The sequence below is a fragment of the Pantoea sp. B9002 genome (assembly GCF_013385945.1).
GTDB lineage: Bacteria > Pseudomonadota > Gammaproteobacteria > Enterobacterales > Enterobacteriaceae > Pantoea.
Genome location: NZ_JACAPA010000037.1, coordinates 1 through 26,291 on the forward strand (window position 1 = coordinate 1; position 26,291 = coordinate 26,291).

The window sequence follows — 26,291 nt, forward strand, 5'->3', positions numbered from 1 at the left end:
GGATTCATCAGACCGTAGGGTCGCCATTTATGGCGACCGATTTACGCTTACTTATTGGTCTTGGTGCTATTACTGAACTGCTCGGTGAGATAGTTACTGGTGTTATTCAACACGCTGACCATCTTATCCAGATTGGTGAACTGCTTTTTATACCGCGCGATAGTGTCATCGATACGTTTGCTGGCGGTATTGTACTGATCGGTCAACGTATTCAGTTTTTTACTGATGGTATCCGTCGCGCCCTGCAGCACGCCTTTACTGCTGAGGAATGCGGTGAACGTGGTGTTCAGCACCGTCGAAACGCCGGTTTTCTTGCCATCGCCGGCGAACATATCGCGAATCGCTTCCGGTTTTACCTGCAAGCTGGTGGTTAGTTTGGCGGCATCCAGATTAAGCTTGCCGCTGGTGGGATCGGTAGTCATGCCCGCCTGCGATAACGTTTTATAAACACTGGAACCGGAGCTGTTCGCCAGGATGCTTTTCATCTGCACCTGGATATTACGCAGCGTACCGTCGCCGATCAGCGCCCCATTCTTCCCGTCCGGATCTTTACCCGCATCCACCGGCGTATATTTGGTCAAACTCGCCATCGTATCCTGCAGCGAGTTATAGGCATTCACCCAATCGGTAATGGCGGTTTTCGCCTTGTTGGTATCGCTGCTCACCGTCAGCGTTTGGTTGCCGCTGGTTTCATCGTTTAGCTTCAGCGTGATGCCTTCTACCGCGTCAGCGATCACGTTGCTGCTGCTCTCAATCGCCACATTGTTCACGGTCAGCTTGGCGTTCTGCGCCTCAACGCTTTGCGCCATGCCGCTGCTGGCCGCATCTGACGCATCAAAACCGATAAAATCGTGCAAGGTATCATCGCCGGTCACGCTCAGCGATTTCACCGCATTGGCGGTGCCGGATGCCGATGACGTCAATGACAAACGGTATTCAGTGGCCGACACCTTGATCAAGCTGGCGGTGACGCCAACGTCGGATTTGTTGATGGTGTCGCGAATCGCCGAAAGCGAAGTCTGATCTTTGGTCAGCGTGATGCTCTTCTCTTTACCTTCGGCGTTAATAAATTTCAGGGTTCTGGACGCGGCATCGCTACCAATCGCCGCTTTGATATCGGTTTTAGTATCGCTGGTTAGCGTCTGCGATTGCGCCAGCTTCTGCACGCTAATGGTGTATTTGCCCGCCAGCGCATTGCCGTTGGAATCGGCGCTAAACGCGCTGGAGCTGGATGCAGTGGTGGTCGAGGTATAAAGCGCGGCATCGTTTAATTTATTGTTTGCCGTCTGAAAGGTCTGAATCGCGGTTTTAAGCGTGCCGTAGGCGGACAACTTCGCGGTCGCGGCGGATTGTTGTTTGGAAATCGGGGCCAGCGATTGTTTTTCTGCCACAGTCAGTTTGTCGAGAATGGTGCTTAAACCCAGTCCTGAACCGACGCCTAATGTTGAAATCCCAGTCATGTACGCAACTCCTGTTAAATTAACGTTACGGTACTATCGGCAGCCTTAACGCAAACTTTATAGAAATCTGATCATTTCCTTACGCTATCCTTACAATCGTTAAATTGAGCCTTTGACGCATCTGATTAATTGCGCTGGAAATATGATGCGTTTCACATTTAACTGTCGCTCTGCTTGTCGGGAAGGCACAGCCGATTATGATCTTGCGAGATTGTTACTGCGTTCAGCGCAGGCAAAACCTGACACGCCGTCCTTCCGGTGGGTCAGGTTTTTTATTTTCAGGGCAGATAAAAATGAAAATCGCGAAAATCCTCAACAATAATGTCGCGGTGGTGCTGGGCGACAACGGCAAAGAACAGGTTGTGATGGGACGCGGTTTGGCGTTTCAGAAGCGCGTTGGCGACGAACTGGATGCGCAGCAGATCGAAAAAGTGTTTGCGCTGCAAAGTGATACCTTAACCGGCCGGCTGAGCGAACTGCTGTCGGATATCCCGCTCGAGGTGATCACCACCAGCGAACTGATCATTGCCAATGCGCGTCAGCAGCTGGGCCAGCCGCTGCATGAAAGCCTCTCTATCGCGCTGTGCGATCACTGCCATTTTGCGATTGAACGCCACCAGCAAGGCATCCCGATTCGCAACGTGTTGAAGTGGGAAATCAAAACGCTTTATCCGAAAGAGTTTTCATTGGGTATCGAAGCGCTGGAACTGATTAACAAGCGGCTGGGCGTAGCGTTGCCGGAAGATGAGGCCGGATTTATCGCGCTGCATCTGGTGAATGCGCAGCTTGGTAGCGATTTCGCCGATGTTTCGCACATCACGCAATTTATGCAGGAGATCCTGCATATCGTGAAGTATCGCCTGCAGCTGGATTACCGCACCGAGAGCTTAAGTTACAACCGCTTCGTCAACCACCTGAAGTTCTTTGCGCAACGCATGTTGGGCAAACGCGGCGTGTGGAGCGAGGATGAATCTTTACATGATGTGGTGCGCGACAAATATCCGCTCGCCTATCAATGTGCGGTGAAGATTGACCAGCATATTCAGCAGAAATATCTGTATGAGCTCTCCAGCGAGGAACGCATGTTCCTCACCATTCATATTGAGCGGGTACGCAAAGAGACGCTGGCGTTGCAGGATGATGCGGATGAGGCATGACCAAATTTGTAACGCGCACGTTCCGTAGCGGCGCGATTCATCGCGCATTTCAATGGCGGCACCGTGCCCATCCCGACATTGCGCAATAAATTGCGCCGCTACGATATGTGCGGCGCTTAATTATTCACTGGCTATTTCAACGCCGCACCATGACTACGAATCACGTCCTGATACCAGAAGAAACTCTTCTTACGTGAACGCGCCAACGTGCCGTTACCTGCATCATCACGGTCAACGTAAATAAAGCCATAACGCTTGGAGAACTCGGCTTTTGACGCGCTGACCAAATCGATCGGTCCCCAGCAGGTATAACCCAACACCTCGACACCATCTTCAATCGCTTCACGCACCTGCACCAGATGATCGTTGAGATACTGGATGCGGTAATCGTCGTTAATTTGCCCGTCCGCTTCCACCACATCTTTGGCACCGAGCCCGTTTTCCACGATAAACAGTGGCTTCTGATAGCGGTCATACAGGATGTTAAGCAGAATGCGCAGCCCTTCAGGATCGATCTGCCAGCCCCAATCGGAACTCGGCAGATGCGGGTTCGGCACCATCGAGAGAATGTTGCCGCGCGCTTTCTGGTTCTCCTCTTCATTGGTGGTGACGCAGCCGGTCATGTAGTAACTGAAGGAGATGTAATCGACGGTGTTTTGCAGGTCGCGCTTATCGGCATCGGTGATCTCAATGCTGATGTCACGATCGGCAAAGAAGCGTTTCATATAGGCCGGATACGCGCCCCGCACTTGTACATCGCCAAAGAACAGCCATTCGCGGTTCTGCTGCAAGGTTTCCAGCACGTCCGCCGGACGGCAGCTCAGCGGATAGAGCAGCGCGCCCAGCAGCATGTTGCCGATTTTGCCGTCCTTAACGATTTCGTGGCAGGCTTTCACCGCGCGTCCACTCGCCACCAGCTGATGATGAATCGCCTGATAGATTGCCTGTTGATCGCTCTCTTCCGCCAGACCGACGCCGGTGAACGGCGCATGCAGCGACATATTGATTTCATTGAAGGTCAGCCACAGCTTCACCTTGTGCTGGAAGCGGGTGAACACCGCGCGCGCATAGCGTTCGAAGCAATCAATGGTGATGCGATCGCCCCAGCCGCCATACTTTTTGATCAAGCCGTAGGGCATTTCATAATGTGACAGCGTCACCAGTGGCGTGATGTTATATTTAGCCATCTCATCGAACAGGCGATCGTAATAAGCCAGGCCCGCTTCATTGGGTTCCGCTTCGTCGCCCTGCGGGAAGATGCGCGTCCAGGCAATCGAGGTGCGCAGCACGGTAAAGCCCATTTCGGCGAACAGTTTAATGTCCTCTGGGAAGCAGTTATAGAAATCGATGGCGGTATCTTTGATGCCAAAATCGTCACCGCTGCGCTCGACGCGCGCACCAAATATGCCTTTGGGTTGCAGGTCGGAGGTCGATAAACCTTTGCCGCCTTCCTGATACGCGCCTTCAACCTGGTTAGCGGCAACGGCGCCGCCCCATAAAAATCCGTCCGGGAAACGTTTAGTCATCTGTTTGCTCCTCTATTATTTCAGCACGGCCAACAACGGAGCGCCTTCGCTCACGGCCGTGCGGCTCAGGGTTAACACATCCACAAAGTCATCGCTATTACTCACCAGCACCGGCGTGGTGAGATCAAATCCTGCGGCTTTAATCGCATCAAGATCGAACTCCAGCAGCAGATCGCCCACTTTGACCGGCTGATCGTTCGCTACTTTCGGAGAGAAATATTGTCCATCAAGCTTCACGGTATCGAGCCCGACATGGATCAGCACTTCCGCGCCCTGCGCCGAAGTCAGGCCAATCGCATGGCCGGTGCGAAACATTGACGACACTACACCATCGATCGGCGAAACCACGCGGCCCTGCTGCGGAATAATCGCCGCGCCTTTACCGAGCAATCCGCTGGCAAAGGTTTCGTCTTTAACCTGATCGAGCGGAATGACATCGCCCGCCATCGGGCTGACCACGCTTTCGCGGCGCGTCAGGCTGGTGGGCGGAGCTGCCGCTGCCGGCGGCGCAACCACTTCGGCTGCGGGCTCGGTCAGACCAAACAGATAGGTGCTCACGCAAGCGAAGATCAGCGCCACCGCCGCACCGGCAAACGCCGCCAGCACGCTGGCATCAATGCCGCTGTTCGGCACCACCTGAATAAAGGTGAAAACACTCGGGAAACCAAAGGAGTAAATGGTGGTGTGCCAGAAGCCGAGGATTGCCGCGCCCAGGGCGCCACCGATGCAGCCGAAGATAAACGGACGACGACGCGGCAGCGTCACGCCATATACCGCCGGTTCAGTGATGCCGAAGATGCTGGCGGTAAAGGCCGATCCCGCCATCGCTTTAAGTTTCGCTTCGCGAGTGCGCAGGAAGATGCCGAGCGTTGCGCCCGCCTGGCCCAGCACCGCAGGCATCAGCAATGGCAGCAGCGTGTCGTGACCAAAGTTAGCGAGGTTGTTCAGCATGATTGGCACCAAGCCCCAGTGCAGACCGAAAATCACGCACACTTGCCAAATCGCGCCCATCACCGCACCCGCCATCATTGGGCTCAGGCTGTAAATCCACAGATAGCCTTCGGCCAGCATGCGGCTCAGCCAGGTCGCCGCCGGACCAATCGCCAGGAACGTTAGCGGCACAGTGATCAGCAAGCAGCACAACGGCGTTGTGAAGTTACGCACCGCGACAGGCGAACGCGGATGCACCCAGCGTTCAATCAGGCTGGAAACCCAGGCTGCAAAGATAATCGGAATCACTGATGAGCTGTAGTTCAGCACCTCGAGCGGGATGCCGATGAAGGTCAGCGCATTGCCCTGCTGCTGCTGTTGCAGCACCTCAAGAATCATCGGATGCACCAGCGCAGCGGCAATCGCCATGCTGACAAACGGATTGCCGCCGAATTTTTTACCGGCGCTGTAGCCGAGCAAAATCGGCAGGAAGTAGAACAAACCGTCGCTGGCCACAAACAGCACTTTGTAGCTGCCGCTGTCGGCACTCATCACGCCAAGCACCAGCGCCAACGCCAGCAACCCTTTGATGATGCCGGTGGCGATCATCACGCCGATAAACGGGGTAAAGATGCCGGAAACCAGATCGATAAAGCGTGCAAACAAACCTTGCGGTGCAGCGTTATCTGCGGCCTCGCTCTGATTATCCAGCGCGTGACGTGCCGTGAGTTCGCGATACACTTCCGCCACCTGATTGCCAATCACCACCTGATATTGGCCACCGCTCTCCACCACCATGATCACGCCAGGATTGTTTTTTAATGCCGCCGTTTGCGCTTTCTGACTGTTTTTCAGTTTGAAGCGTAAGCGTGTGGCGCAGTGCATCACGCTGATGATGTTCTCTTTGCCGCCAACACCGGCAACGATGTCATCCGCCAGTTCCTGATATTGCATCACTCTTTCTCCTGAACCATGCCCTGATGCTGATGAGTTGAACACTGCATTCCATCACCGCAGATTCCGTAGCGGCGCGATTTATCGCGCAATAAATTGCGCCGCTACGGAATCTGCGTTCTGAGGTTCGCCCCGAATTTCGTGCAAAAAAAAACCTGAGACGCGCCCTCTTCAACTGAAAAAGGGCGCGTCTCAGGTTTTGCCTGCCGAACAGTAACAATCCTCAACGGGCGCTATCATGCTAACAGCGCGGAAAAAGTGGCAAGCAGTTTTAGCGAACGTTGTGGAAAAGTGTGAAGCCGGTCACCGATTAGATCCGTTTGAGTGCCGCCAAAGCCAGCACGCTGAGCAGCGCACCAATCACCATCAGCAACAGATAACTCATCCACTGCAGCAGCCAAATCCCCAACACACCGCCGCCCAAAAACGCCAGCACGGTGTAAAAATGCAGCTTAAGCCGCTCAATATACAGCGGCGCATCTTTAGGCGATTCTTTGCGGCGCAGCACATCAAACAGCATCGCCAGCTCAATGCCGATATCGGTCGCGGTGCCGGAAACGTGCGTGGTGCGCACGCGGGCGTTGGAGATACGCGTCACGACGGCGTTTTGCAGTCCCATCAAAAAACTCAGGCTGAGCACCAGCAGCACGCCAGAGCCGCTAAAGCGGAACCAGCTTTCAATCACGCCGAGCAGCAGCAACGCGATACCTTCAATCAGGATATTGATGGCGTAAATGCCGCGAATCTGGCGCCGTCTGCCGGAGTTGATAATCAGCGTTGAGACCGACGACCCGGCGATAAACAGCAACACGATAAGCAGAAAAAACAGGCCGACGTGCAGATTGGCTTTCGCCAGATGGTCGGAAAGTGAGGAGACATTGCCGGTCATGTTCGCCGAGAAGAAGCCGACCGTTTCAAACGCTGCGGTGTTGAGTGCGCCCGCAACGGCGGCCAGCGTGCAGGCCAGACGAATGTCGGTATTGAAGGTGCGCGTGTTCTCGGCGGTGATTAGCATGGGAAATCCTGGCCCGGTGAAAGATGCGTATCTTCCTCCCGTGACCAGGAATTCTCAAGCATCGCTACGCGGTCTGCTGATCCTGCTCCTGCTCGCTAAACCGCTCACGCATCTCGTTTTCGATCTCTTCGAGTGATTTGCCTTTGGTCTCCGGCAGCATGGTGATCACGAAGATCAGCGAGCCGACGTTGATGGCCGCAAAGATAAAGAATGCGCCATTGCCGGTGGCGGAGAGCAGCGGCGGGAAAGCAAACGCCACCGCCGCGTTACAGATCCACTGGAACGAAACGGCAGCGCCGGTCAGCACGCCGCGCACTTTCATTGGGAACAGCTCCGACATCAGCAGCCAGTAAACCGGCGAAATGCACATCTGCATAAAGAACAGGAACACCAGAATCGCCGCCAGCGCGAAGATACTTTGCGTCATGTCTTGTGGCATCAACAGCAGCACGCAGCCGAGTGCCAGCTGCATGGCGATCACCACCGTCAAACCGGTCATCAGCATGGTGCGACGTCCAAAACGTCCCACCGCTTTGATGCCCACCATGGTGGCCAGCACTGAGACAATCCCGTTACCGATGGTCGCCGCAATCGAGGCGTTGGTGCCCATGCCGGTGGTTTTCAGAATCACCGGCGTGTAGTACATAAAGGCGTTCACGCCGGTGAACTGGATAACAATGCCGAGCCCCGCGCCCACCAGCAGCAGGCGAAGAATCCATTTCTCTTTCAGCAGCTCACGCGCTGACGGCCCCTGACGCGCCGCCTTCGCGTGCTGGCGCATTTCCGTCATCTCCTTTTTCACTTCGCGCGGCGTTTCACGCAATTTGTGAAGAATACGGCTCGCTTCTTTGATACGCCCTTCTGCCACCATCCAGTGCGGCGACGCCGGCACAAAGAAGGTGCCGATGAACAGTAAAGCGCCCGGAATCATTGCCATCGCCAGCATGTAACGCCACAGATGCGGATCGTTAAGCGTAAAACTCATCACCGCGCTGACCACATAAGCCAGCAGCTGACCGGAAACAATCATCAGCTCGTTGCGGCTTACCAGCGGCGCACGCCGTTTTGGTCCGGCAATTTCGGCAATAAACACCGGCACGGTGGAGGAACCGCCGCCTACCGCAATCCCCAGCAGAAAACGCATCGCCACCATTACGTGCAGGTTCGGCGCTAACGCGGTACCAATCGCGCCCAGTACAAAAATCAGCGCCAGAGAACGCAGCGTGATGCGGCGACCAAAGCGGTCGGAGAAATAACCACTGAGGAAAGCACCCAGCGCGGCACCAAAAATCAGTGATGAAGTGACTAAACCTTCGGTGAACGGCGTGAGATCGAGTCCGCCCTGATCAGGCGGCAAGGTCATGAACGGCAAGGCACCCGAGATAATCCCGGTGTCATAACCAAAGGCCAGCGCGCCCATGGTCGCCACTAACACCACGAAGAAGATGCGCTGTTTGACGGTGAGATTACTTAGCGCTGAATCGTCGTCACTGTTTTGCTGCGATGTGTCCATTCCTGTTCCCTGCATATTGAACGCGCCTTATAGCGCAAAGGTTGAAACCCAAAAGGCAGAAGTATAGTCAGGAATTGTAAAATGTGACGAAGGTCACGGTTAAATCGATAAACATTTAAAAAATTTTTTCATGATCGATTTCAATGATTGTCATTTGCGGCCTGGCTTTACCTAAAAGGCCAACTAAAATTTCAGCGTGACTAGCTAGTCCTCAAATCTAACGGAACATTGATAAGAGGTCTTCCTATGAACAAACAGAGCTACAGAGGCGGCGCAGGGAATTTTGCCAACGATCCAGAACGTGCGAAAGAAGCTGGCAGAGCGGGAGGCAAAGCCAGTGGAGGCAACTTCAGAAACGATCCTGAACGCGCCGTTGAAGCGGGAAGGAAAGGAGGCAAGATAAGTCGTCGTCCTCCAACAAAGTCTGAGTAAGGCGCCTTAGGATTTTGTCTGCCATGGATTGGCTTCACCCCTTTTTTGCATATCCCAGCCTAAAACGGTAACTTATATACATATCACATACGTTTCATATATAGGTTGCACCATGGGCATCGTAAAAATCTCTGACTTAATGCATGAGAATCTGCGCATCGCCAGCACGGCGATGAGCCGTTCCATCAATGCGCAGGCGGAACACTGGATGAAGATCGGCATGCTGGCCGAAATTTATCCGTCACTCAATCATCAGGAATTGACGCGCTTGCTGATGCGCGTTGAACGCGACAGCGGCGCAGATTTAGCGCAGCTGCTCGACCATCCTTTATTTACCTCGCAGGGAATCGCGTAATGAGCATCAAACTGCACACCGCTGAAGAGATCGAACTGGCGCGTGCCGCCGGACACGCCGCCGCTAAAGTGCTGGAGATCATCACGCCGTACGTCAAACCGGGCGTCACCACCGATGAACTGGACGCGATTTGTCATGATTACGTGGTAAACGTGTTGAAAGTCATTCCAGCGAATATCGGCTATCACGGTTACAGCAAAACCACCTGTACGTCAGTGAATCACGTGGTGTGTCACGGCATTCCGGGCGAAAAAAAGCTCAAGGATGGCGACATCGTCAATATTGACGTCGGCATCATCAAAGATGGCTGGTACGGCGACACCAGCCGCATGTATTACGTCGGTCAGCCGTCGGTGCGCGCTAAACGTCTGGTGGATATCACTTACGAATCGATGGTGGCTGGAATCAAAGTGGTAAAACCGGGCGCGACCTTAGGCGACATCGGGGCGGCCATTCAGCAGGTGGCGGAAAAAGCCGGTTTCTCGGTGGTGCGCGAATATTGCGGTCACGGCGTTGGCGAGGTGTATCACGGCGATCCGCAGATTCTGCATTACGGCACGCCGGGCGCGGGACTGGCGTTACAAGCAGGCATGATTTTCACGATCGAACCGATGATCAACGCGGGCAAAGCCGGCACCAGCGTGCTGTCAGATGGCTGGACGGTAGTCACCAAAGACCGCTCTCTATCGGCGCAGTGGGAACACACCATCGCCGTGACCGAAACCGGCTTTGATCTGCTGACGCCGTGGCCAGAAGGTACCGGCGAATATCCAGCAATCTAAAAAAAGATCCAGAACGCGCACATGCCGTTCTGGATCACCCTCGCATTAAGCGGTTTGACGCAGCGTAAACACGCTCACACTATTCACCATATTCGCCGCCTGCTCGCTCAGCATCGCCGACGCCGCCAGCGATTGTTCCACTAGCGACGCATTCTGTTGCGTGGTGATATCAATCTGGCTAATTGCGGTGTTGATTTGGCTGATGCCGTCCGCCTGTTCGGTGCTGGCCTGATTGATCTGCACCAGCAGCTCTTTCATCTCGGCCACGTTCGACATCATGCCGTTCATCAATTTATTGGCATCCGTCACCATATCGCGCCCATCGGCAATACGCGTGGACGACTCCTCAATCAAATTGCGGATCTCATGCGACGAGGTTGCTGTTTTCTGCGCCAGCGCGCGTACTTCCTGCGCCACCACGGCAAAACCGCGGCCATGTTCACCGGCGCGGGCGGCTTCTACCGCAGCATTGAGCGCCAGAATATTGGTCTGGAAAGCAATGGAATCGATCAGGTTGATGATGTCCGCCATACGGCTGGCTGAATCATTGATTTCGGCCATTTTGGTGGCGACGTTGTCCATCATGCTGGCATTGCGTCCCACCGTGGTTTCCGCTTTGGCGGAGAGATCGGCGGCAACATGGGTGTTATTACGCGTGTTGCTAATGGTGGCACTGAATTCCTCCACCGAGGCCGCCGTTTGCTCTACCGAGCTGGCCTGCTCTTCCGTGCGCGCCGCGAGGTCGTTGGTGCCCGACATTATTTCGCTGGCGCCGCCCGATATCTGTTCCGCGCTAATGCGAATATGGCTGACAATATCCGACATCTTTTCCTGCATCTGCTGGATGGCATTAATTAACTGCCCCATTTCATCCTTTCGCTGTTCATGAAAATCAGAGCTGAGATCGCCATCCGCCACTCGCCCAAGAAAGGCGATCACTTTTTTCAATGGCACCGTAATCGAGCGGATAATAATCCAGCCGATAAATGCTGAAAGCAAAATAGCCACCACAAAAATAATCAGCATGGAGATCTTGGTTTTGCTGTATGACGCCATGAAATTATTATAAGAGCCCTTCATTTGCTGCTCTTGCAGGGTAATAAATCCCTCAACCTCATCGATATAATTCCTTTGCGCTGAGGCTAATGAAGAAAAATAGAAATCCACTGCTTTTGTCACATCACTGTTCACTAAATCGAAAAATGTGTTTCGCTCTTTAAGGAACTCCGCTCGCTTCATTTCCACGCGCTTGAGAAAGGCAATTGATTCTTCATCCGTTGCCAGCTCACCTAATTGTTTATAGGTTTCGGTAATTTTCTTCGAGGCATCCTGAAGATTGCTCTGAATCGTTACCCGGCGTTGCGCATCAATCGGGCTCAGCAGCAGCGCCTGCTGCTGCACCGTCACGTTGATCTCATCAATTAATCGGTTGCCCAATGCAATAGTCGGGTAATCGTCTTTCATCATGCCGTTAACGCCGGTTTCAGCTAAGAACAGCGAATTTAGTCCGAGCAACGCCACCAGAAGTAGCATCGCGATATTGAGCACAGAGGATATTGTGAGTTTGGTTCGCAACTTTACATTACGCGAAAATCTTTGAACTACGTCCATTTAGAAACCTCAATGATTTTGATTGAAAAGCAGAGAAGACAACGGTGTTATTTTAAAAAAAGAACAGGCTCCGAAAGTTAATCGGCAGCATCCCTGCTGTTATCGTCAGCTATTTCATTAACATTAGAGGCGAGCGTTGATAGCGGCACATTGCAAATAATATTCGCGGCGTGTTATTTTCCTGAAATCGATTTCATTGATCAGTTTCATTTAATGATAGGAAATAACATACAACCCGCAATTTGGTTTTTTTGCTTAATTTATAATAAAGGTTCTCTCTGACCTTACGGATAGCGAAAGAATGATCTTAATTTTATCATTTGCAGCAATTTGACTCAGAGGAAACAGTTTATTTATCTGCAACGTTTGCAATCCACGCCAAATGTAGCGGTCAGCAGAGCCAGGCTGCTGACCGTTGACACTTATCCATTAAACTGCGGCTGTCGCGCTGTGCAAAATGGCTTCATTCGCCACGTCCGGCAGCTGATGCAGTAACCAATCCGCCATCAGGATTTCATGTTGCAGGATCAGCTGGAAAGTCTTGATGCCTTTGCTGTCCGCCGCCTGCTGCGCTGCAGCCAGCAATGCGGTGTACGTCGCCACTTTGTAGTTACAGAACACGTAGCAGCTTACCGCAATGCGCACGCCCTCTTCATTGCGCAACATATCGCTGGCGGCTTGCCCAACGATCGACAATCGTCCTAACGCGTCTTTAAGCGCTGACCAGTTACTGTCGTAGCGTTTCAAAACCTCTTTCACCCACTGCTGCTGTTCAGCAGTTTGCTGTGCGTATTGCTTCATGCGCGCCTGCAACAATGGGAACTCCTCCAGCCGCAGCGTAGCTGCCTGCAGCAAAGGCTCAGCATGTTTTTCCATCGCATGCGCATCGCGCAGCCAATCCAGATACACAAATTCCTTGGTCATCGATTTGCTCCGGTAGTGAGAAGAACATCGACAGAGCGGTTTTCGCGTAAAACACCGACTGTTAGCTGCCTGATGGGTTAAACATCAGCTCATTTAGGCTAATAAAAGAAAAATAAGCGAAGCGTTAATTTAGGCTAAATAAGAAGATTAATTAAACGTAGCAAGCAAGCGTGAAGCTGCAAGTAATGCGCGCAGGAATTGCGATTAAGGTTATAAGTAAACACGCTTACCGCTTCGCTTATTATCGGGCCCGGGAATCTTTCTTCTTAACGTTAAAAAACCCCACAACATAACTAATGGTAGTTACATTTAGCGACAAACGAAAATTTAACTGGAATTAACACAAGCAAGGCTCTTAGAATTAACACTTAAGATTACTCCAGGCTTGAAACTGGTAAAAATGGCACTACATTTATTTTGCATCAAGTTGGTATTTAAGAGAGAGAGGAGAACCAATGACGGACGCTAAGAAGCAACCCGATGAGGAAGAAAAAAAGACGCAACGTCGTGGTGGTGCTGGCAACTTCGCAGAGAATAAGGAACGCGCGGCAGAAGCCGGGCGCAAAGGTGGTCAGGCTAGCAGCGGCAACTTCAAAAACGACCCGGAGCGTGCCATTGAAGCAGGAAGAAAAGGAGGAAAAATCAGCCGACGCAAATAACATTCTGCCTAAAAGAATAAACGTTTAACGGCATTCTACTTCTGCACAACACTCTCCTGATACTGTATTTACGCTTCGCTTAAATACAGATTAATCCATGTCAGGAGGGTTATTCTTAGCGAAAATTCCGAATAATTGATTATTTCTTGATCAGTCTCAGTTTATTTGCCGCTTCGCTTATCCTGGTTTTCCCCTTCGCTTATTAACCAGAAAATTACATTTGCAGGCTAATAATAAATCCCGGACTTAAGGTTCTATTTGTACACAACTATTAGGATGCATCAGAACTGCATTTCCATAACTCATAATTGTTCTGAATCTCGTAGGGTCGCCATTTATGGTGACCAGGTGTGCATGAATGCGCACCCTACGATGTCAGCACACAGTTGCCTCACCGTTTGATCTCAGAAATTTCACATTTAGTCTTATCAATTATGATTTTGTTGTCGAAGCATCCAGGATTGCAGCACATTCACCTGCTTAAAAAGGATATTTTAATGAAAACTCTCTTTACCTCAGCCAGCGCCATCCTGATTGCTACCAGCCTGTCAGCAGGAGCAGCACAACCGGCAGCACCAAAAAATCCGCTCAGCGTACATGTATTGAACCTGCAGACAGGCTCACCGACAGCGGGTATTGAGGTTGAACTCGATCAGAAACAGAACAATAACTGGGTGAAATTAGCCAGCGGCAAAACCGACAGCAACGGCAGAATCAGCGCGCTGTTCCCGGAAGATAAAACCGCCAGCGCAGGCAGCTATCGCGTGGTGTTCAAAACCGGTGACTATTACAAAATGAACAACCAGAAAACCTTCTTCCCGGAAATTCCGGTCGAGTTCAATATGGAAAGCAACGGCGAGCACTACCATATTCCGCTGCTGTTGAGCCCGTTTGGTTATTCGACTTATCGCGGCAATTAAATTCAAATTGGTCGCCATGAATGGCGTAATGCACGTCAGTTAAGATATGAAAAACCCTAATTACCGAGAGCACATATTGTAGCGGCGCAATTCATTGCGCGATAAATCGCGCCGCTACGGAAGGTGCGGTGATTTGATGCGGCGCTTAACTGATCGGCATTACGCCATGAATGCCTGAAACTATAGCGTTATCCCTCTTTCACTAAATGCTTTGCGCCAGTTGGTCGGCGTGGTATTCAGCCGCTGTCTGAAGTGATGGCGCAAGGTTTCTGGCGAGCCAAATCCCGCCTGCTCGGCAACCTGGTGAATGCTCAGCTTGCCGCTCTCCAGCAGTGCGCAGGCTTTTTCCAGCCGCACGCTCAACATCCATTCTCCCGGCGTGGTGCCGGTGGCGTCATGGAAGCGGCGTAAAAAGGTGCGGCGGCTCATGCCAGCTTGCCGGGCGAGTTGATCAATCACCAGCGGCGTATTGAGGTGATTGCGCAAATCATCGAGCAGCGGCGAAAGATTTTTTGCCGCGCGCTGCGGCACCGGCTGCTGAATCAGCTGCGCCTGATTGCCCTCGCGCAGCGGCGGCGTCACCATGCGGCGCGCGGTGCGGTTTGCCACTTCAATACCATAATCGCGACGAATCAGATGCAGACACAAATCCACGCCCGCTGCGCCGCCCGCTGACGTAATGATGCTGCCCTCATCGACATAAATCATGCCGTGCTCAACCTGCACCTGCGGGAAGCGTTGCGCCAGAATCTCGGTGCTGTTCCAGTGTGCGGTCGCGCGCTTGCCATCCAGCAATCCCGCAGCGCCCAACACGAAACTGCCTGCGCAGATCGAAACAATACGCGTGCCGTTGCGATGGGCTTTTTGTAACGCGGCGATAAGCTGATCCGACGCTGGTTCGTGCACGCTGCGCCAGCCGGGAATCACGATGGTGCCCGCCTCTTCCAGCAGCTCAAGTCCGCCGTCGACCACCAGCCGCACGCCGCCTTGCGCGCCAAATACACCCTCTTCCACCGACGCCACGCTTAAATCATACAAAGGCTGGCCGAACTCCTCGTCGGCGCGTCCGAAGGCCTCAACGGCGATGCCGAATTCAAAAGTACACAGACATTCATACGCCAGCAAAACCAGTCGGCGGTTGAACGGTGCAGGCGAACGGGCATGAAGCGGAGCAATCATTTGCATTAAAGGTCACCGGAGAAATTGGCACGATCTTGACGATATATGGCATGCGGGCAGATTTCCACCTTCACGCCAATCTTTCATGCTGGCACGCTCTTAACGTATCGCAGGGATTGAGTATGAAGAACATGTTGGCGTTGATGGCGGTTTGTCTGGCCGCATTGATGTCGGGACTGGAAATATCCAGCGTACCGGTGATTTTGCCGGTGCTGGAAAGGGAGATGCACGCCAGCTTCCGCGAACTGCAGTGGATCATGAACGCCTACACGCTGGCCTGCACCGCGGTGTTAATGGCCACCGGCACGCTGGCCGACACCTATGGACGCAAGCGCATCTTCATTATCAGCATTATCGCCTTCGGCGTGACATCGGTGATGTGCGGGTTGGCGGGCAATGCGCTGTGGCTGATTGTCGGACGTTTGCTGCAAGGATTAAGCGGTGGCGCGATGTTAACCTGCCTGATTGCCATTCTGTCGTTCCAGTTTCCGCAGGGAAAAGCGCGCAGCCGTGCGTTCGCCGCGTGGGGCATTACTTTTGGCTTTGGGCTGGGATTCGGCCCGATCATCGGCGGGATGCTGGTCGCCTGGTTTAGCTGGCAATGGGTGTTTTTGGTACACGGATTTATCGCGTTGCTGACGCTGATCCTCGCGCTGAAAAATGTGGTGGAATCGCGCGATGCTGAAGCCAAAAAGCTCGATCTCGGCGGACTGATCACCTTATCGCTCAGCGTCGTCGGCGCAACCTACCTCATCACGCAGGGCAGCAGCCTCGGCTGGAACAGCATCGCGGCACAGCTGATTTTGCTGGCTACGCTGCTGAGCACGCTGCTGTTTGTGTGGATTGAGAAGCGCCATCCACATCCAATGTTTGATTTTTCGGTGTTCCGCATCCGCGCCTTTTCTGGCGCATTGATGGGCTCGATTGGCATGAACTTCAGCTTCTGGCCGCTGATGATTTATCTGCCGGTCTATTATCAGAGCGGTCTTGGCTACAGCAGCATGGCAACCGGTCTGGCGCTGCTGGCTTACACTTTGCCGACCTTACTGATGCCGCCGCTTGGCGAGAAACTGGTGGTGCGCTTTGGCGCGGCGCGCATGATTCCGCTGGGATTATTCACCATCGGCGCGGGCTTTATGTTGATGAAGTTCGCCGTCGCGCAGCAGATGAGTTTATTGCCAGGCGCGCTGCTTGCTGGAATAGCGCTCGGACTGACCAACACACCGGTGACCAACACCACAACCGGATCGGTGCCGGGTAATCGCGTCGGCATGGCATCGGGCATTGATATCAGCGCGCGCCTGATTACGCTTGCCATCAATATCGCGCTGATGGGCAGCTTGCTGGTGGCGGGCATCGCGGCGAGTCTGCAACGCATTATGCCGGGACAAAGTGATGTGCATGCGCTGGCCGAGCGCATCGCCGGCGGCGGCGAGGTTTCACTGACCCACGATATTGCCGCGCAGGTGCTGACCGACGGTTTTTCCGGCGTGTTGTTGTATGGCGCAGCAGGCGTTTGGGGATTGGCACTGGCGAGTTTTCTGCTGTTTAACGTCCGTCGCAAGGCGCAGCAACAATGCACGCCATAGCTACGGATGTACCCTTTTGCCGCTGGCAAGCACGCCGTCGGCGGTGTAATTCAGTAATGCTCTTTGATTGTTGTCCCGTGCCAGCAGGCACCAATCCAGTTGGGTAATTCGGATTAGCAAGACGCCGAAATTATCCTCGGCGTTAGCGACATCGTTGGATTGGTGGTCAATGTCACTTCCCGGCGCAGCGCCAGCATAGGTTTGCTGCGTCCGGGGCGATAATCGTTGCCACGCCGCTTCAGCCACTGCACTATGCGCGGCGTGCAGCTTAACCGTTCCCTGCAACCGCAGCTGGGTTTTCGCGCTGTATCCCAAAACCGTGACGTCTGGATTAACCGCCAGCGCCTGCCATTTCGGGCTGCGCATATCGGTGTGAAACTCCAGCGTGCGTTTTTCGCGGTCAATCGCGCGCAGCACCAGCGTCCTCGCCTGCGGCTTGCCTTGTTGATCAACCGAAGCAAGCGTTAAAAAGTGAAAACCGGCATCGGGCTGGTTTGCGCCGGTTTCCAGTTGTTGCCAGCAATCGCTATCAATCTCGCGTAATGACATCTGTTGCTCCTGTTGGCTGGATGAAAGGTTATTGGTGACGCTCCACCAGCGCCAGAATCAGCGCCTGAAGTTCCGCCAATCCTTGTTGCTGACTGATGTCACCGCACACCACCGCATTGGAAATCGCATCGGCGGCGCCTAACATTCCCCACATGCTGGCTTGCGGCAACGAAGCCTCCGCAAACCAGCTGCGGAATTTTTCAATGAAATCGAGCTGGTATTTGCGCTTCACTTCCGCCAGTTCTGGCGTGCTATCAAGTGCCGACAGCACATCCGGGATTTCACGTCCCTGCGTCAATACGCAATCGACATAACTCGACGCCACCACATTAGCGCGCTCAACCAAGCTGGAGCCTGCGGCATGCATCGCCGCCTCGATAATCGTGTTCTGGCGCAGATCAAAATCTTCATACAGCGCCGCAAGCAGGCCGTGGCGCGTGCCAAAATGATCGTAGACCACCGGTTTACTGACGCCCGCCTCTTCCGCCACGCGTCCTAACGTCAGCGCATCGCTGCCCTGCGCGCGCACCAGATTCCACGCCACGCCAATCAGTTGCTGACGACGTGCCTGATGCGTCATGCGCTGGCGAGTGGGTTGATTCATGCCGGTTCCTTAAGGTGAAAAAGTCGCTTTCCAAGTTGGTTTGCCAGCGCAAAGTGTGCGTCGGGATAATTTTCATCGGTTGGCAGCAGTAATTCGCTGGTCACCACCGGCGCGCCGCAGTAGCCAAAAATCCCCTCATCGATCTGCGTGCGCATGCTGCTGAAATAGCCGCGACGCACATAGGTGCGCTGACTCGCCGCGCCCAGCGCCAGCAAATGCACCTGCAAATGGCCGAGCTTTTTCACCACGGTTTGGCCGTCATCATCGTACGCCCAACCTTGGGTGAAAACGCGATCGATCCAGCCTTTGAGCTGCGCCGGAAACGACCACCAATAGATTGGATAAACCAGAATCAACGCATCGGCACGATCCAGCCGCTGCTGCTCGGCTACGACGTCGGCGGGCGACGGTGCGACACTTTTGAACTGATCAAAATCGGCCTGATTAAAGCGCGGATCAAACTGCTCCGCCGCCAGATCGGCAATTTCATAGCTGTGGCCGCCAGCGGCAATACCTTGTGCCACCTGCGAGACGATGTGGTGCGTGTGTGAATGTTGGTCCGGATGAGCAGTAACGATCAGAGCATGCATAGCGTCAACCTCCGCAATAGTTAAGCTACTAGTAGTAACTTACCATTGGTAGGTTGTCAATTTTACCGCGTTCGTAACACGTTAAAAAAGCCCGCCGTCAACTAAACCGGCGGGCTTGTGAGGGTAACCGTTTTATCAAAACACCCAGCGTACGCCTGCGTTGTAATTCCAGCCTTGCACGCCGTTGCCGTCGATCTCTTTGCGGTAATTGGCTTCTGCATACAGCGAGACATTGTTAGTGAAAGCCGCATTGCCGCCGATGCCGGCATCCCACATCTGGCCGAACTTGCCGCTGTTGAAGCTCTCGCTGACCTCGCTGTTACTGGCACCGACATTCACTTTCGCCGTGCCGCCCCAACCGCGATAGTAGTTAGTGCGCAGATACGGCGTATATTGCCCGCTGCCGCTATCGTTCCAGGTCCGCGCCAGACGTGCGCCGACGCGGCCAATGGTTTGGTCATAATCGTCGTAAGAGACTTTGGTTTGATCGTCGTCGGTGAAGTCATCCATCTTCAAATGCAGATGCAGCAGTTGCGCTTGCGGCTCAAGACGAATGCCGTTCGCCAGCTGGAACGGATAACCACTCTCCAGCGATGCGGTCCACCCTTTGCCTTTCAGCTTCGCCACCTCTTTCTGCCGAGCGATATCGGTGTCGCCACGATGCCAATCGAGTGAAAGTGCGCCATCCAGATAGAAGCCACTTTCGCGCTGCCAGGTGCCGTAAATCGCCAGGCTGTCGCTGTCGAAATCGGTTGAGCTGTAACCATCAGCTGCATTCGGTCGGATGCGTGCATTGCCGCGCGTGTAAGCCAGGCCGCCGCGCAGACTATCTTGTTCGCCGTCCAACCGCAGTAGGTTGCCGCCGAACTGCACCGCGCTGTAATCGAGGTCAAAGTCGTAACCATAATGCGCCGTATCAAGGTTAGTTTTGTACTTCTGGTTGGAGCCGGAATAACGGATGAACATCTCCGCTGATCCGTCTGGATTCTGCCTCAATTCGCCCAAGCGTTGATGCAAATCACCAATGGTTGCCAGGGTGTAATAAGCCAATCCGACCGGCGCCGAAATGTACGAAGGAAGCTGTGGAATTAGCGCCGGGCGCACCGCGCCGCTGCCTGCTGTCTGCGGCTGGCAAACGGAACCCTCTTCACAAACGTAGTTATTGGCCAGACGATAATCCCAGGTTGTATTGCCATTCGCGGGAGCAAAGCTGTAAAGCCCGTATTGCCACGGCCCTGCGGCGACATAACCCCGTTGCAGCGCAAAGCTATTGGCGCTGGCGCTACCAGCAACCTGCACCAGAGAAACGCCTTCATTGGCGGAGATCACGCCATCTCGATTGCTATCCGCTAGCGTGGCAGCACTCAGCGCATCATTGATAAAGGTAGTGCCGGTCACGTTGCCGTTAACACGTAAAGTGTCGCTTTGCGCGCCCTGTGTCCGCAACGCCAGCTTGCCGCCCGCCGACGCCAAATCACCGTTAATGGTCAACGTGTTGCCCGCCGCGCCGCTGCCGTTGGTGAGATCCAACGTACCGGCGTTATTCACCACCAGCGAATCATCAGTTTCGCCCGACAACACCGGATTGACCTGATCGCCAACCAACAGCGTTGAGCCGCTATCTACATTGATGGTGCTGTGCGCCAGCTTGAGATTATCGGTAAGGGTAAATTGCGTGTTGTAGAAGTTGATGGTGCTCCAACCCGCGCCGAGGTTGACGCCGCGTGCCAGATCATCGTTGCTGAACGAACCCCCGCGCGCGTTAATCTCACTAAAGTTCAGTGTGCTGCCGCTGCCGCCTGCGGTAGTGATGTGACGCGTGTTTGCCAGACTGACGTTGGCGATTGTAGCCACATTGTTAGCACCGGTTCCCATCGTCACGCTGCCGTCAATGGTTCCACCGATGAGTTCGACCACGTCGGTGCCGTTGCCGGTGTTCACATCGCCCACCACGTTGCCATCGACCAATGCAATCTGATCATTGGTAGCGCCACCCGCGACCACTACCGTTTCCGGGTAAGGCGCGGTGACGTTGCCTTCATTGATAAATACGGAGTTGCCGCCACGCAGATCGATAATGGGCGAAACCAGGCTGAGCGAAACGATGGTGCCACGGTTGATCACCTCGCTGGCGGTGCTGGTCACAATCGCCGAGCCGCCATCGGAACTGTTAACGATGATGTTACCGTTGGCGATCACGCGCCCGGTGGTGTTGGCGCGCACGCCGGTTGCCGGGCCATAGACAAAGAAGCTGTAACCTTGTGGGATGATCAAATCGTTGCTGGTGGTGGATCCATCTTCATTGCTGAACACGTAGCCCGTCGCGCCTGCGCCACTCACCGCACCCAGCATATAACCGTTGGGATCGAATGAGGTCGCGGAGCGAATTAACGTGCCGCCATCGGTGTTCATCCCGACATCTTGCAGCGAAATATTGCTGGTTTCCGCGCGATTGTTCAGTACAGTGCCGCCGCCAGAATTGTAGAGTCCGATGTTGCTGGCGGTTAACGATGCTGCGCCTTTATCCAGCAAGATGGTGTCTGCGCCAGCATTAGCGTTGATGGTGCTGTAGTAAAAATTCGGCCCGGCAGTATCGCCATTAATCGTTAGCCCGCCGTTATTGCCAACGCGCACCGCAGCGATACCACCCGCACTCAATCCGCTGTGATCGGTCCAATAAACGGTATTGCCTTCGGCGGTATCCAGCGCGACACCCGAGGCTATGTTGGTGCTGGACCCATCAAAGATATTTCCACCGCCGCGAATACGCACGCCGATGCTGTTTGGCCCGCTGAGATTTATGGTGCCACGCGGCGTTGACTGATAGATCACACCATCACGGATATCAAAGGCAGTAGCGTTGGCTCCGTTGCCGGTGATCGGCGCCACGTTGGCGAAGAATCCGCCTTGCCCGGTACCCGCAATCGTATTGTTGCCGTTCAGCTCAATCGGGTTGGTGATGGTCACGTCTGCACCCTCCGAGCTCTGAACCGCAATCGCCCCTTCGCCGTTAACGTGATAGCTGTCGGTGCCGTACAAGGTGGTGCCGTAAAGCCGTGAACCGGCACCTGACGCGACGATGCCGCGTGTGTTAGCACCGCTCAACGTCACATCGGCAGCCACCACCGGATTGAAGATCACGCCGTCACTCAGGCGATACAGCGCCGAACCTGGCGTGGCGACATCATAACTGCCGCCATTGCTATCGATGTGTGCATAGTTGGTGGCTTGATAACCGGTTTGATTCGGCGCGTAGAAGTGCAGCGAACTGGCATCGCTGATGGTTAATCTGGCATCGTCACGCACATCAACGCCAACCGCATGTTCGCCGTACAAATTGATTCTGCCATTCTGGGCAAAATTTGCCTGGCTGCCCGAAACGGCAACGCCCGTCGCGCCCTTGCCTTTGACATTGATGGTGCCGTTATTCTCACCGCTGGCATCCTCGAGACGGATACCGGTGCTGTTAATCGCGGTATTGATCACGCCATTATTGGTGAAGCGGCTGCCACCGTTGGCATACACGCCAGTGCCGCCCGCGCCAACCGTCGATAGATCGACGCCGCTGCCATCGGCATTATTGAAAAAGCCGCTGTTGATGACGCCGTTGTTAATGCCGGTGCTGCCGTTCAACAGTTCCAGTGCGTTGCTGCCAACGCTGGCCAGTTTGCCGTCTATCACCGCCGTCGCGCCGTTGCTGGCACGCATCGCCGCACTGCTGGCGTTTACCACTTCCAGAATGCCGCTGCTACCAATGGTTGCCCTGGCATTGGGGCCATCGGCGCTTAACACAATGCGTTCGCCAATCGGCTGCGTCACTTCGTCGTAATATTCGTCGGCATCGATCACATAGGCGATCACATCGCTGCGCAAGGAGAGTGCTTTATTAAACTCGCTGCTGTAGCTATCGGCGGCCAGGTTGCCGTTTTGCAATTGCTCAATCAGCCAATTGTTGTAGCTCTGCAAGCTGCTGACGTTGGAGACGTTGAATGAAGTGGTGGCGTTGTCCAGCGTGGTAACGCTAAACGCGCCGCGCCAGGAGACCACGTTGTCGAACCATTGCCCCAGTTGATAGGTATAGGGCGTATAGGAACCAAAAAAGGAGATGCGATTGGCGGAGTTCCAGTTCATGGTGCCGCTGCCGCTGGCAGTAAACAATTCGCTCTGTTTCGCCGCCATCGACCAGCCGTTGGTGCTGGCGGTGGTTGCTGCGCCCTTTTGCCCGATATCAACATTGATGGTGCCATTGCTGACCTGCGCAACGCGCGCGTTGATATATTGCCCATTATTGACGTTATAAAAATTGGGCAAGGTCGTCGTTTCAATGGCGCTAATCGCGGCGGAATTATACACCTGCACGCTATTATTGCCGCTGCCATTGGCGTCTGGCACGTTAATCACATAATTCTGCGCGCCCAGATCGACGCGACCTGAATCTTGCCAGGAATACGAAATAATTCTGCCGCTGCTGAGCAATTGTCCGATGGATATGGTGCCACCGCCGTCCTGACCGGGCGTAAACCGCTGATTACCACTTAATGTTTGAGTCGAGCCATTGCAAATACAAAACACTCCGGCGCGGTTGTCATTTAATTCCGGCGTAAAAGGCTGAAGCGTCGCCGCCCAAACTGGCGAAGCCGGATTAAACACACCGTAAGCGGCAATAAGGCTAATAAACAGCGGATGCAATCGAAACATCATCGTTCACTCCAGAGAAGCGTACAACGCTGCCGCGATGCGTAAAGACATCGCCAGCAATGGGTTTGGCTAATATTAATTTGTGTAATTGAACGTAAGGAAATTCTGCGTCGCGGCAATAACATCACTTTACGCGGAACAGTTCCAGCGCGACTTAAGCCAAATAGCGATGATTAGATAACTTTAAGAAAAAGTCGGGGAGTGAATACAATTAATCGTGGGACTGAAATAGTGGAAAGGGTGTTGATCGTGTTAACAACAATATAAAAATAAGAAGCCACGATTAAGTGGCTTCTTACGATTTATTAGAAAGGACCCCAATTGATCGCCACACCAATTAATAAGGTGACGACACAAATGACAAACCAAATCGCCACTACCGGCGCAACAAATTTAATCCATTTGCCGAATGAGATATTGGCGGTAGCCAAGGCTGCCATTAACACGCCGGAAGTTGGGCTGATGGAGTTAACGATGCCCTCACCCAGCAACACCGTTTGCACCGTCACCTGACGGGTTAAACCGAGGTTATCGCCTAACGGCGAGAAGATCGGGATCAGCAAAGCGGATTCCCCGGAACCAGATGAAATACCGAAATGCATCAACGCCGCGCTGATGAACATGCCCACCGCCGCAATGGCGGGATGAACCGGCGCCAGTAAATCAGACAGGAAGCCAACAATCGGATCAAGAATATTACCCTGTTGTAGCACCACGGAAATCGCGCCAGCCATACCCACAATGAAGCCGCCTTTTACCAGTTGCGAGCAACCCGTAAGGAAGGTGTTAGCAATGGCAGAACCCGACATGCGACCTATCATGCCGACCATAATCGACAGAATAATAAACATCGCCGACATTTCATTGGTGGCCCAATGCAATTGTACCGTGCCAATCATAAATACAATCAGCGTTGCGGCGCAGGTGATCAGAATTAGTTTATGTCGACCGGTAATCGCCAGCAATTCGTCATTCTGCGCGTTTTGCTCCACACGTACTTCGCCATTATTGCGTGCGCGTTTCACCGAGATAATCAAATAGCTCATCACTGTTAATACGAACAATAAACAGGTAATGCCGCGCAACAACATGCCGGAAAACAGCGGTAACTGCGCCAGATGTTGGGTTAATCCGGTGGTGGCTGGACCTAATACCGCAACGTTAAAACCCGCCGCGCAGGTTAAATACACCAGCGCCATACCAATCATTGGCGATAAACTCAACGATCGCGCCACCAGTAAACCGATCGGCACAAACGCCACCACCGAGTTTTGCACCACGCCAGTCGTGCCGAGAATGGCGAATATCACACCAAAAATAATGATAATACGCGTATCGCTAATTTTGGTACTGCGCGACAGAGAATTAAGCGCCGTAGCAATAGCACCCGTCGATTCGATAACCGCTAATAACCCGCCGGTAAACAGAATCAGGAAAATGATCGGCGCGGCTTTGATGACACCTTGCACAATCGCCATAAAGATTTCGCCGGGATAAACGCCCGAACGCGCAACTTCATGCAAGCTTCCCTTGATGGCGAAAGTAATGCCATTGCGGGTTTCATGATCAAACTTCCCCGCTGGAATAATCCAGGTCGCCACCGCCGCCAGCACCAAAATAATAAACAGCAGCAGATAAGGACTTTGCTCGGTTTTCGCTGCTGGCGGTTGGCGCAGCGTATTTTTCTCCACATTAACCTGAGACATGCGCATCACCTCCGAGGATCAAGCCCGCCACCAACGCCGCGCGCGGAGCAATATCGGCAATAATGATATGTTCATGACGTGCATGAATACCTGCGCCGGTTGCGCCCAAACCATCCAACGTTGGAATTCCCAACGCAGCAGTGAAATTGCCGTCGCTGCCGCCGCCAACCGCTTTGCCTTCCACCTCGAAACCAAGCTGTAAGGCAACCTGCTGCGCACGCTCCATCAACAGCAACGATTCCGTTGTTTGACGCATTGGCGGACGTGATTGTGCGCCGCTAATATCCAGCGTGATGCCGGCTAAATGTGGCGTGATCTGGCTGATTTCGGCGTGGATGCGCTCGGCTTCTGCTTCGCTGGTAACGCGTGTATCAATGCCTAACACCGCTTTATCCGCCACCACATTGATGCGGTTGCCGCCACGCGCGATTCCCACATTGACGGTGGTGCCGCGCTCTGGCGCGTTTAAGCTGTGCAAGAACATGATCTGAAGCGCCATTTCTTGTACCGCGCTGATGCCCTCTTCGGGATTGTTCCCGGCATGCGCCGCTAATCCGTTGAGGGTGATTTCATATTGTCCGGTACCTTTGCGCGCTGTTTTTAGTGCGCCCGATCCCGCCACCGCAGGCTCAACCACCAGCACTTGCGCCGATCCCAGAGCGTGCTGCGATAACCAGGCGCTGGAGCTTGGGCTACCCACTTCTTCATCGCTGCCGCAGAGAAACACGATGCGTTTACCCGCCAGTAAATCGTGCTGTTGCAACGCTCGTACCGCCCAGATGGCTTGCACCAGACCGGCTTTCATATCCAGCACGCCAGGACCGTAAAGCTTGCCGTCTTCTTCACGCATTACCAACTCGCCTTCATCCCAAACGGTATCGAAATGCCCGAGTAACACGGTTTGCTCGTCACCGCTTCCCAGCGTGAACTTCAGATGATTGCCGTACTCCGGCTGCTCATCAATTTCTGCTTCCACGCCCAAACGTTTGGCAAACAGCGATTGTAAGACTTCGCCACAACGATCCACGGCGGCTTTGTTCATTGATGGTGATTCCGCTGCGACCAATTCCTTGATATCCAGAAGAATTTCATCGGAATGTTGTTGCAGGTAATTTTTTATAGTTTTCATTTGTACTGC

At 53.7% G+C, this 26,291-nt stretch carries 21 protein-coding genes; 7 read left to right on the forward strand and 14 right to left on the reverse strand.

Annotated features, from left to right (window positions below):
* Nucleotides 1-47 precede the first annotated feature (47 nt).
* Entirely contained in the window at nucleotides 48-1,460 is a 1,413-nt protein-coding gene (fliD, locus tag HX773_RS18210) for a flagellar filament capping protein FliD (RefSeq protein WP_176972694.1), read from the reverse strand.
* Nucleotides 1,461-1,753: 293 nt separating this feature from the next.
* Between fliD and licT the strand changes: the two genes are divergently transcribed.
* On the forward strand, nucleotides 1,754-2,617 hold the full coding sequence (gene licT, locus HX773_RS18215) for a BglG family transcription antiterminator LicT (protein ID WP_176972695.1): 864 nt from the start codon (nucleotides 1,754-1,756) through the stop codon (nucleotides 2,615-2,617).
* A 131-nt stretch (nucleotides 2,618-2,748) separates the two neighbouring features.
* On the opposite strand, the gene HX773_RS18220 is transcribed toward licT, so the two are convergent.
* From HX773_RS18220 to HX773_RS18235, 4 genes are all read right to left on the reverse strand, one after another.
* Nucleotides 2,749-4,143 carry a glycoside hydrolase family 1 protein gene (locus HX773_RS18220; RefSeq protein ID WP_176972696.1) on the reverse strand — a complete coding sequence of 465 codons (1,395 nt, stop codon included), beginning with the start codon at nucleotides 4,141-4,143 and terminating at the stop codon, nucleotides 2,749-2,751.
* Between the two features lie 15 nt (nucleotides 4,144-4,158).
* Complete coding sequence (gene bglF / locus HX773_RS18225; protein WP_176972768.1) at nucleotides 4,159-6,027, reverse strand: PTS beta-glucoside transporter subunit IIABC; 1,869 nt, start codon at nucleotides 6,025-6,027, stop codon at nucleotides 4,159-4,161.
* Between the two features lie 310 nt (nucleotides 6,028-6,337).
* Entirely contained in the window at nucleotides 6,338-7,042 is a 705-nt protein-coding gene (locus HX773_RS18230; protein ID WP_110867163.1) for a YoaK family protein, read from the reverse strand.
* Nucleotides 7,043-7,106: 64 nt separating this feature from the next.
* Nucleotides 7,107-8,555 (reverse strand): sugar porter family MFS transporter, encoded by a 1,449-nt coding sequence (locus HX773_RS18235; protein ID WP_176972697.1) that lies wholly within the window; start codon nucleotides 8,553-8,555, stop codon nucleotides 7,107-7,109.
* 246 nt (nucleotides 8,556-8,801) lie between these two features.
* On the opposite strand from HX773_RS18235, the gene HX773_RS18240 reads away from it, so the two are divergent.
* The 3 genes from HX773_RS18240 (at nucleotide 8,802) to map (ending at nucleotide 10,124) form a co-directional block, all read left to right on the forward strand.
* Nucleotides 8,802-8,987, forward strand: a complete 186-nt coding sequence (locus HX773_RS18240; protein WP_176972698.1) for a general stress protein — start codon at nucleotides 8,802-8,804, stop codon at nucleotides 8,985-8,987.
* A 112-nt stretch (nucleotides 8,988-9,099) separates the two neighbouring features.
* Nucleotides 9,100-9,342, forward strand: coding sequence for a ParD-like family protein (locus HX773_RS18245; protein ID WP_008106304.1), 243 nt, complete (start codon nucleotides 9,100-9,102; stop codon nucleotides 9,340-9,342).
* Nucleotides 9,342-10,124 (forward strand): type I methionyl aminopeptidase, encoded by a 783-nt coding sequence (gene map, locus HX773_RS18250; RefSeq protein ID WP_176972699.1) that lies wholly within the window; start codon nucleotides 9,342-9,344, stop codon nucleotides 10,122-10,124. Before HX773_RS18245 ends, map begins: the two co-directional genes overlap by 1 nt.
* Before the next feature lie 45 nt (nucleotides 10,125-10,169).
* Here the strand turns inward: map and HX773_RS18255 are convergent, their stop codons facing one another.
* Nucleotides 10,170-11,735, reverse strand: a complete 1,566-nt coding sequence (locus HX773_RS18255; protein ID WP_176972700.1) for a methyl-accepting chemotaxis protein — start codon at nucleotides 11,733-11,735, stop codon at nucleotides 10,170-10,172.
* A 429-nt stretch (nucleotides 11,736-12,164) separates the two neighbouring features.
* Nucleotides 12,165-12,659 (reverse strand): DUF892 family protein, encoded by a 495-nt coding sequence (locus HX773_RS18260; RefSeq protein WP_176972701.1) that lies wholly within the window; start codon nucleotides 12,657-12,659, stop codon nucleotides 12,165-12,167.
* Nucleotides 12,660-13,114: 455 nt separating this feature from the next.
* Here HX773_RS18260 and HX773_RS18265 point away from each other — a divergent pair, with 455 nt between their 5' ends.
* Entirely contained in the window at nucleotides 13,115-13,318 is a 204-nt protein-coding gene (locus HX773_RS18265; RefSeq protein WP_176972702.1) for a general stress protein, read from the forward strand.
* A 497-nt stretch (nucleotides 13,319-13,815) separates the two neighbouring features.
* Nucleotides 13,816-14,238 carry a hydroxyisourate hydrolase gene (uraH, locus tag HX773_RS18270; protein WP_110867159.1) on the forward strand — a complete coding sequence of 141 codons (423 nt, stop codon included), beginning with the start codon at nucleotides 13,816-13,818 and terminating at the stop codon, nucleotides 14,236-14,238.
* 180 nt (nucleotides 14,239-14,418) lie between these two features.
* On the opposite strand, the gene ftrA is transcribed toward uraH, so the two are convergent.
* Nucleotides 14,419-15,423 (reverse strand): transcriptional regulator FtrA, encoded by a 1,005-nt coding sequence (gene ftrA / locus HX773_RS18275; protein ID WP_176972703.1) that lies wholly within the window; start codon nucleotides 15,421-15,423, stop codon nucleotides 14,419-14,421.
* Between the two features lie 116 nt (nucleotides 15,424-15,539).
* Here ftrA and HX773_RS18280 point away from each other — a divergent pair, with 116 nt between their 5' ends.
* On the forward strand, nucleotides 15,540-17,006 hold the full coding sequence (locus HX773_RS18280; RefSeq protein ID WP_176972704.1) for an MFS transporter: 1,467 nt from the start codon (nucleotides 15,540-15,542) through the stop codon (nucleotides 17,004-17,006).
* On the opposite strand, the gene HX773_RS18285 is transcribed toward HX773_RS18280, so the two are convergent.
* The 6 genes from HX773_RS18285 to HX773_RS18310 form a co-directional block, all read right to left on the reverse strand.
* On the reverse strand, nucleotides 17,007-17,555 hold the full coding sequence (locus tag HX773_RS18285) for a pyridoxamine 5'-phosphate oxidase family protein (RefSeq protein WP_176972705.1): 549 nt from the start codon (nucleotides 17,553-17,555) through the stop codon (nucleotides 17,007-17,009).
* Nucleotides 17,556-17,583: 28 nt separating this feature from the next.
* A complete protein-coding gene (locus HX773_RS18290) occupies nucleotides 17,584-18,159 on the reverse strand; it encodes a TetR/AcrR family transcriptional regulator (RefSeq protein ID WP_176972706.1) in 576 nt (191 codons plus the stop codon).
* A complete protein-coding gene (locus tag HX773_RS18295; RefSeq protein WP_176972707.1) occupies nucleotides 18,156-18,749 on the reverse strand; it encodes an NAD(P)H-dependent oxidoreductase in 594 nt (197 codons plus the stop codon). Before HX773_RS18295 ends, HX773_RS18290 begins: the two co-directional genes overlap by 4 nt.
* Nucleotides 18,750-18,884: 135 nt before the next feature.
* A complete protein-coding gene (locus HX773_RS18300) occupies nucleotides 18,885-23,450 on the reverse strand; it encodes an autotransporter outer membrane beta-barrel domain-containing protein (protein ID WP_255433259.1) in 4,566 nt (1,521 codons plus the stop codon).
* 302 nt (nucleotides 23,451-23,752) lie between these two features.
* A complete protein-coding gene (locus HX773_RS18305; protein WP_176972708.1) occupies nucleotides 23,753-25,153 on the reverse strand; it encodes a YfcC family protein in 1,401 nt (466 codons plus the stop codon).
* Nucleotides 25,140-26,282, reverse strand: a complete 1,143-nt coding sequence (locus HX773_RS18310; RefSeq protein ID WP_176972709.1) for a M20 family metallopeptidase — start codon at nucleotides 26,280-26,282, stop codon at nucleotides 25,140-25,142. Before HX773_RS18310 ends, HX773_RS18305 begins: the two co-directional genes overlap by 14 nt.
* Between the last annotated feature and the right edge of the window lie 9 nt (nucleotides 26,283-26,291).

What these genes read in the sequence shown, in the direction of transcription:
- HX773_RS18240 (WP_176972698.1), top strand. Translation starts at nt 8,802, where the DNA reads ATGAACAAACAGAGCTACAGAGGCGGCGCAGGGAATTTTGCCAACGAT.
- HX773_RS18235 (WP_176972697.1), bottom strand. Translation starts at nt 8,555, where the DNA reads ATGGACACATCGCAGCAAAACAGTGACGACGATTCAGCGCTAAGTAAT.
- HX773_RS18310 (WP_176972709.1), bottom strand. Translation starts at nt 26,282, where the DNA reads ATGAAAACTATAAAAAATTACCTGCAACAACATTCCGATGAAATTCTT.
- map (WP_176972699.1), top strand. Translation starts at nt 9,342, where the DNA reads ATGAGCATCAAACTGCACACCGCTGAAGAGATCGAACTGGCGCGTGCC.
- HX773_RS18305 (WP_176972708.1), bottom strand. Translation starts at nt 25,153, where the DNA reads ATGTCTCAGGTTAATGTGGAGAAAAATACGCTGCGCCAACCGCCAGCA.
- fliD (WP_176972694.1), bottom strand. Translation starts at nt 1,460, where the DNA reads ATGACTGGGATTTCAACATTAGGCGTCGGTTCAGGACTGGGTTTAAGC.
- HX773_RS18230 (WP_110867163.1), bottom strand. Translation starts at nt 7,042, where the DNA reads ATGCTAATCACCGCCGAGAACACGCGCACCTTCAATACCGACATTCGT.
- HX773_RS18280 (WP_176972704.1), top strand. Translation starts at nt 15,540, where the DNA reads ATGAAGAACATGTTGGCGTTGATGGCGGTTTGTCTGGCCGCATTGATG.
- HX773_RS18245 (WP_008106304.1), top strand. Translation starts at nt 9,100, where the DNA reads ATGGGCATCGTAAAAATCTCTGACTTAATGCATGAGAATCTGCGCATC.
- licT (WP_176972695.1), top strand. Translation starts at nt 1,754, where the DNA reads ATGAAAATCGCGAAAATCCTCAACAATAATGTCGCGGTGGTGCTGGGC.
- HX773_RS18265 (WP_176972702.1), top strand. Translation starts at nt 13,115, where the DNA reads ATGACGGACGCTAAGAAGCAACCCGATGAGGAAGAAAAAAAGACGCAA.
- HX773_RS18220 (WP_176972696.1), bottom strand. Translation starts at nt 4,143, where the DNA reads ATGACTAAACGTTTCCCGGACGGATTTTTATGGGGCGGCGCCGTTGCC.
- HX773_RS18295 (WP_176972707.1), bottom strand. Translation starts at nt 18,749, where the DNA reads ATGCATGCTCTGATCGTTACTGCTCATCCGGACCAACATTCACACACG.
- ftrA (WP_176972703.1), bottom strand. Translation starts at nt 15,423, where the DNA reads ATGCAAATGATTGCTCCGCTTCATGCCCGTTCGCCTGCACCGTTCAAC.
- uraH (WP_110867159.1), top strand. Translation starts at nt 13,816, where the DNA reads ATGAAAACTCTCTTTACCTCAGCCAGCGCCATCCTGATTGCTACCAGC.
- bglF (WP_176972768.1), bottom strand. Translation starts at nt 6,027, where the DNA reads ATGCAATATCAGGAACTGGCGGATGACATCGTTGCCGGTGTTGGCGGC.
- HX773_RS18255 (WP_176972700.1), bottom strand. Translation starts at nt 11,735, where the DNA reads ATGGACGTAGTTCAAAGATTTTCGCGTAATGTAAAGTTGCGAACCAAA.
- HX773_RS18285 (WP_176972705.1), bottom strand. Translation starts at nt 17,555, where the DNA reads ATGTCATTACGCGAGATTGATAGCGATTGCTGGCAACAACTGGAAACC.
- HX773_RS18290 (WP_176972706.1), bottom strand. Translation starts at nt 18,159, where the DNA reads ATGAATCAACCCACTCGCCAGCGCATGACGCATCAGGCACGTCGTCAG.
- HX773_RS18260 (WP_176972701.1), bottom strand. Translation starts at nt 12,659, where the DNA reads ATGACCAAGGAATTTGTGTATCTGGATTGGCTGCGCGATGCGCATGCG.
- HX773_RS18300 (WP_255433259.1), bottom strand. Translation starts at nt 23,450, where the DNA reads ATGATGTTTCGATTGCATCCGCTGTTTATTAGCCTTATTGCCGCTTAC.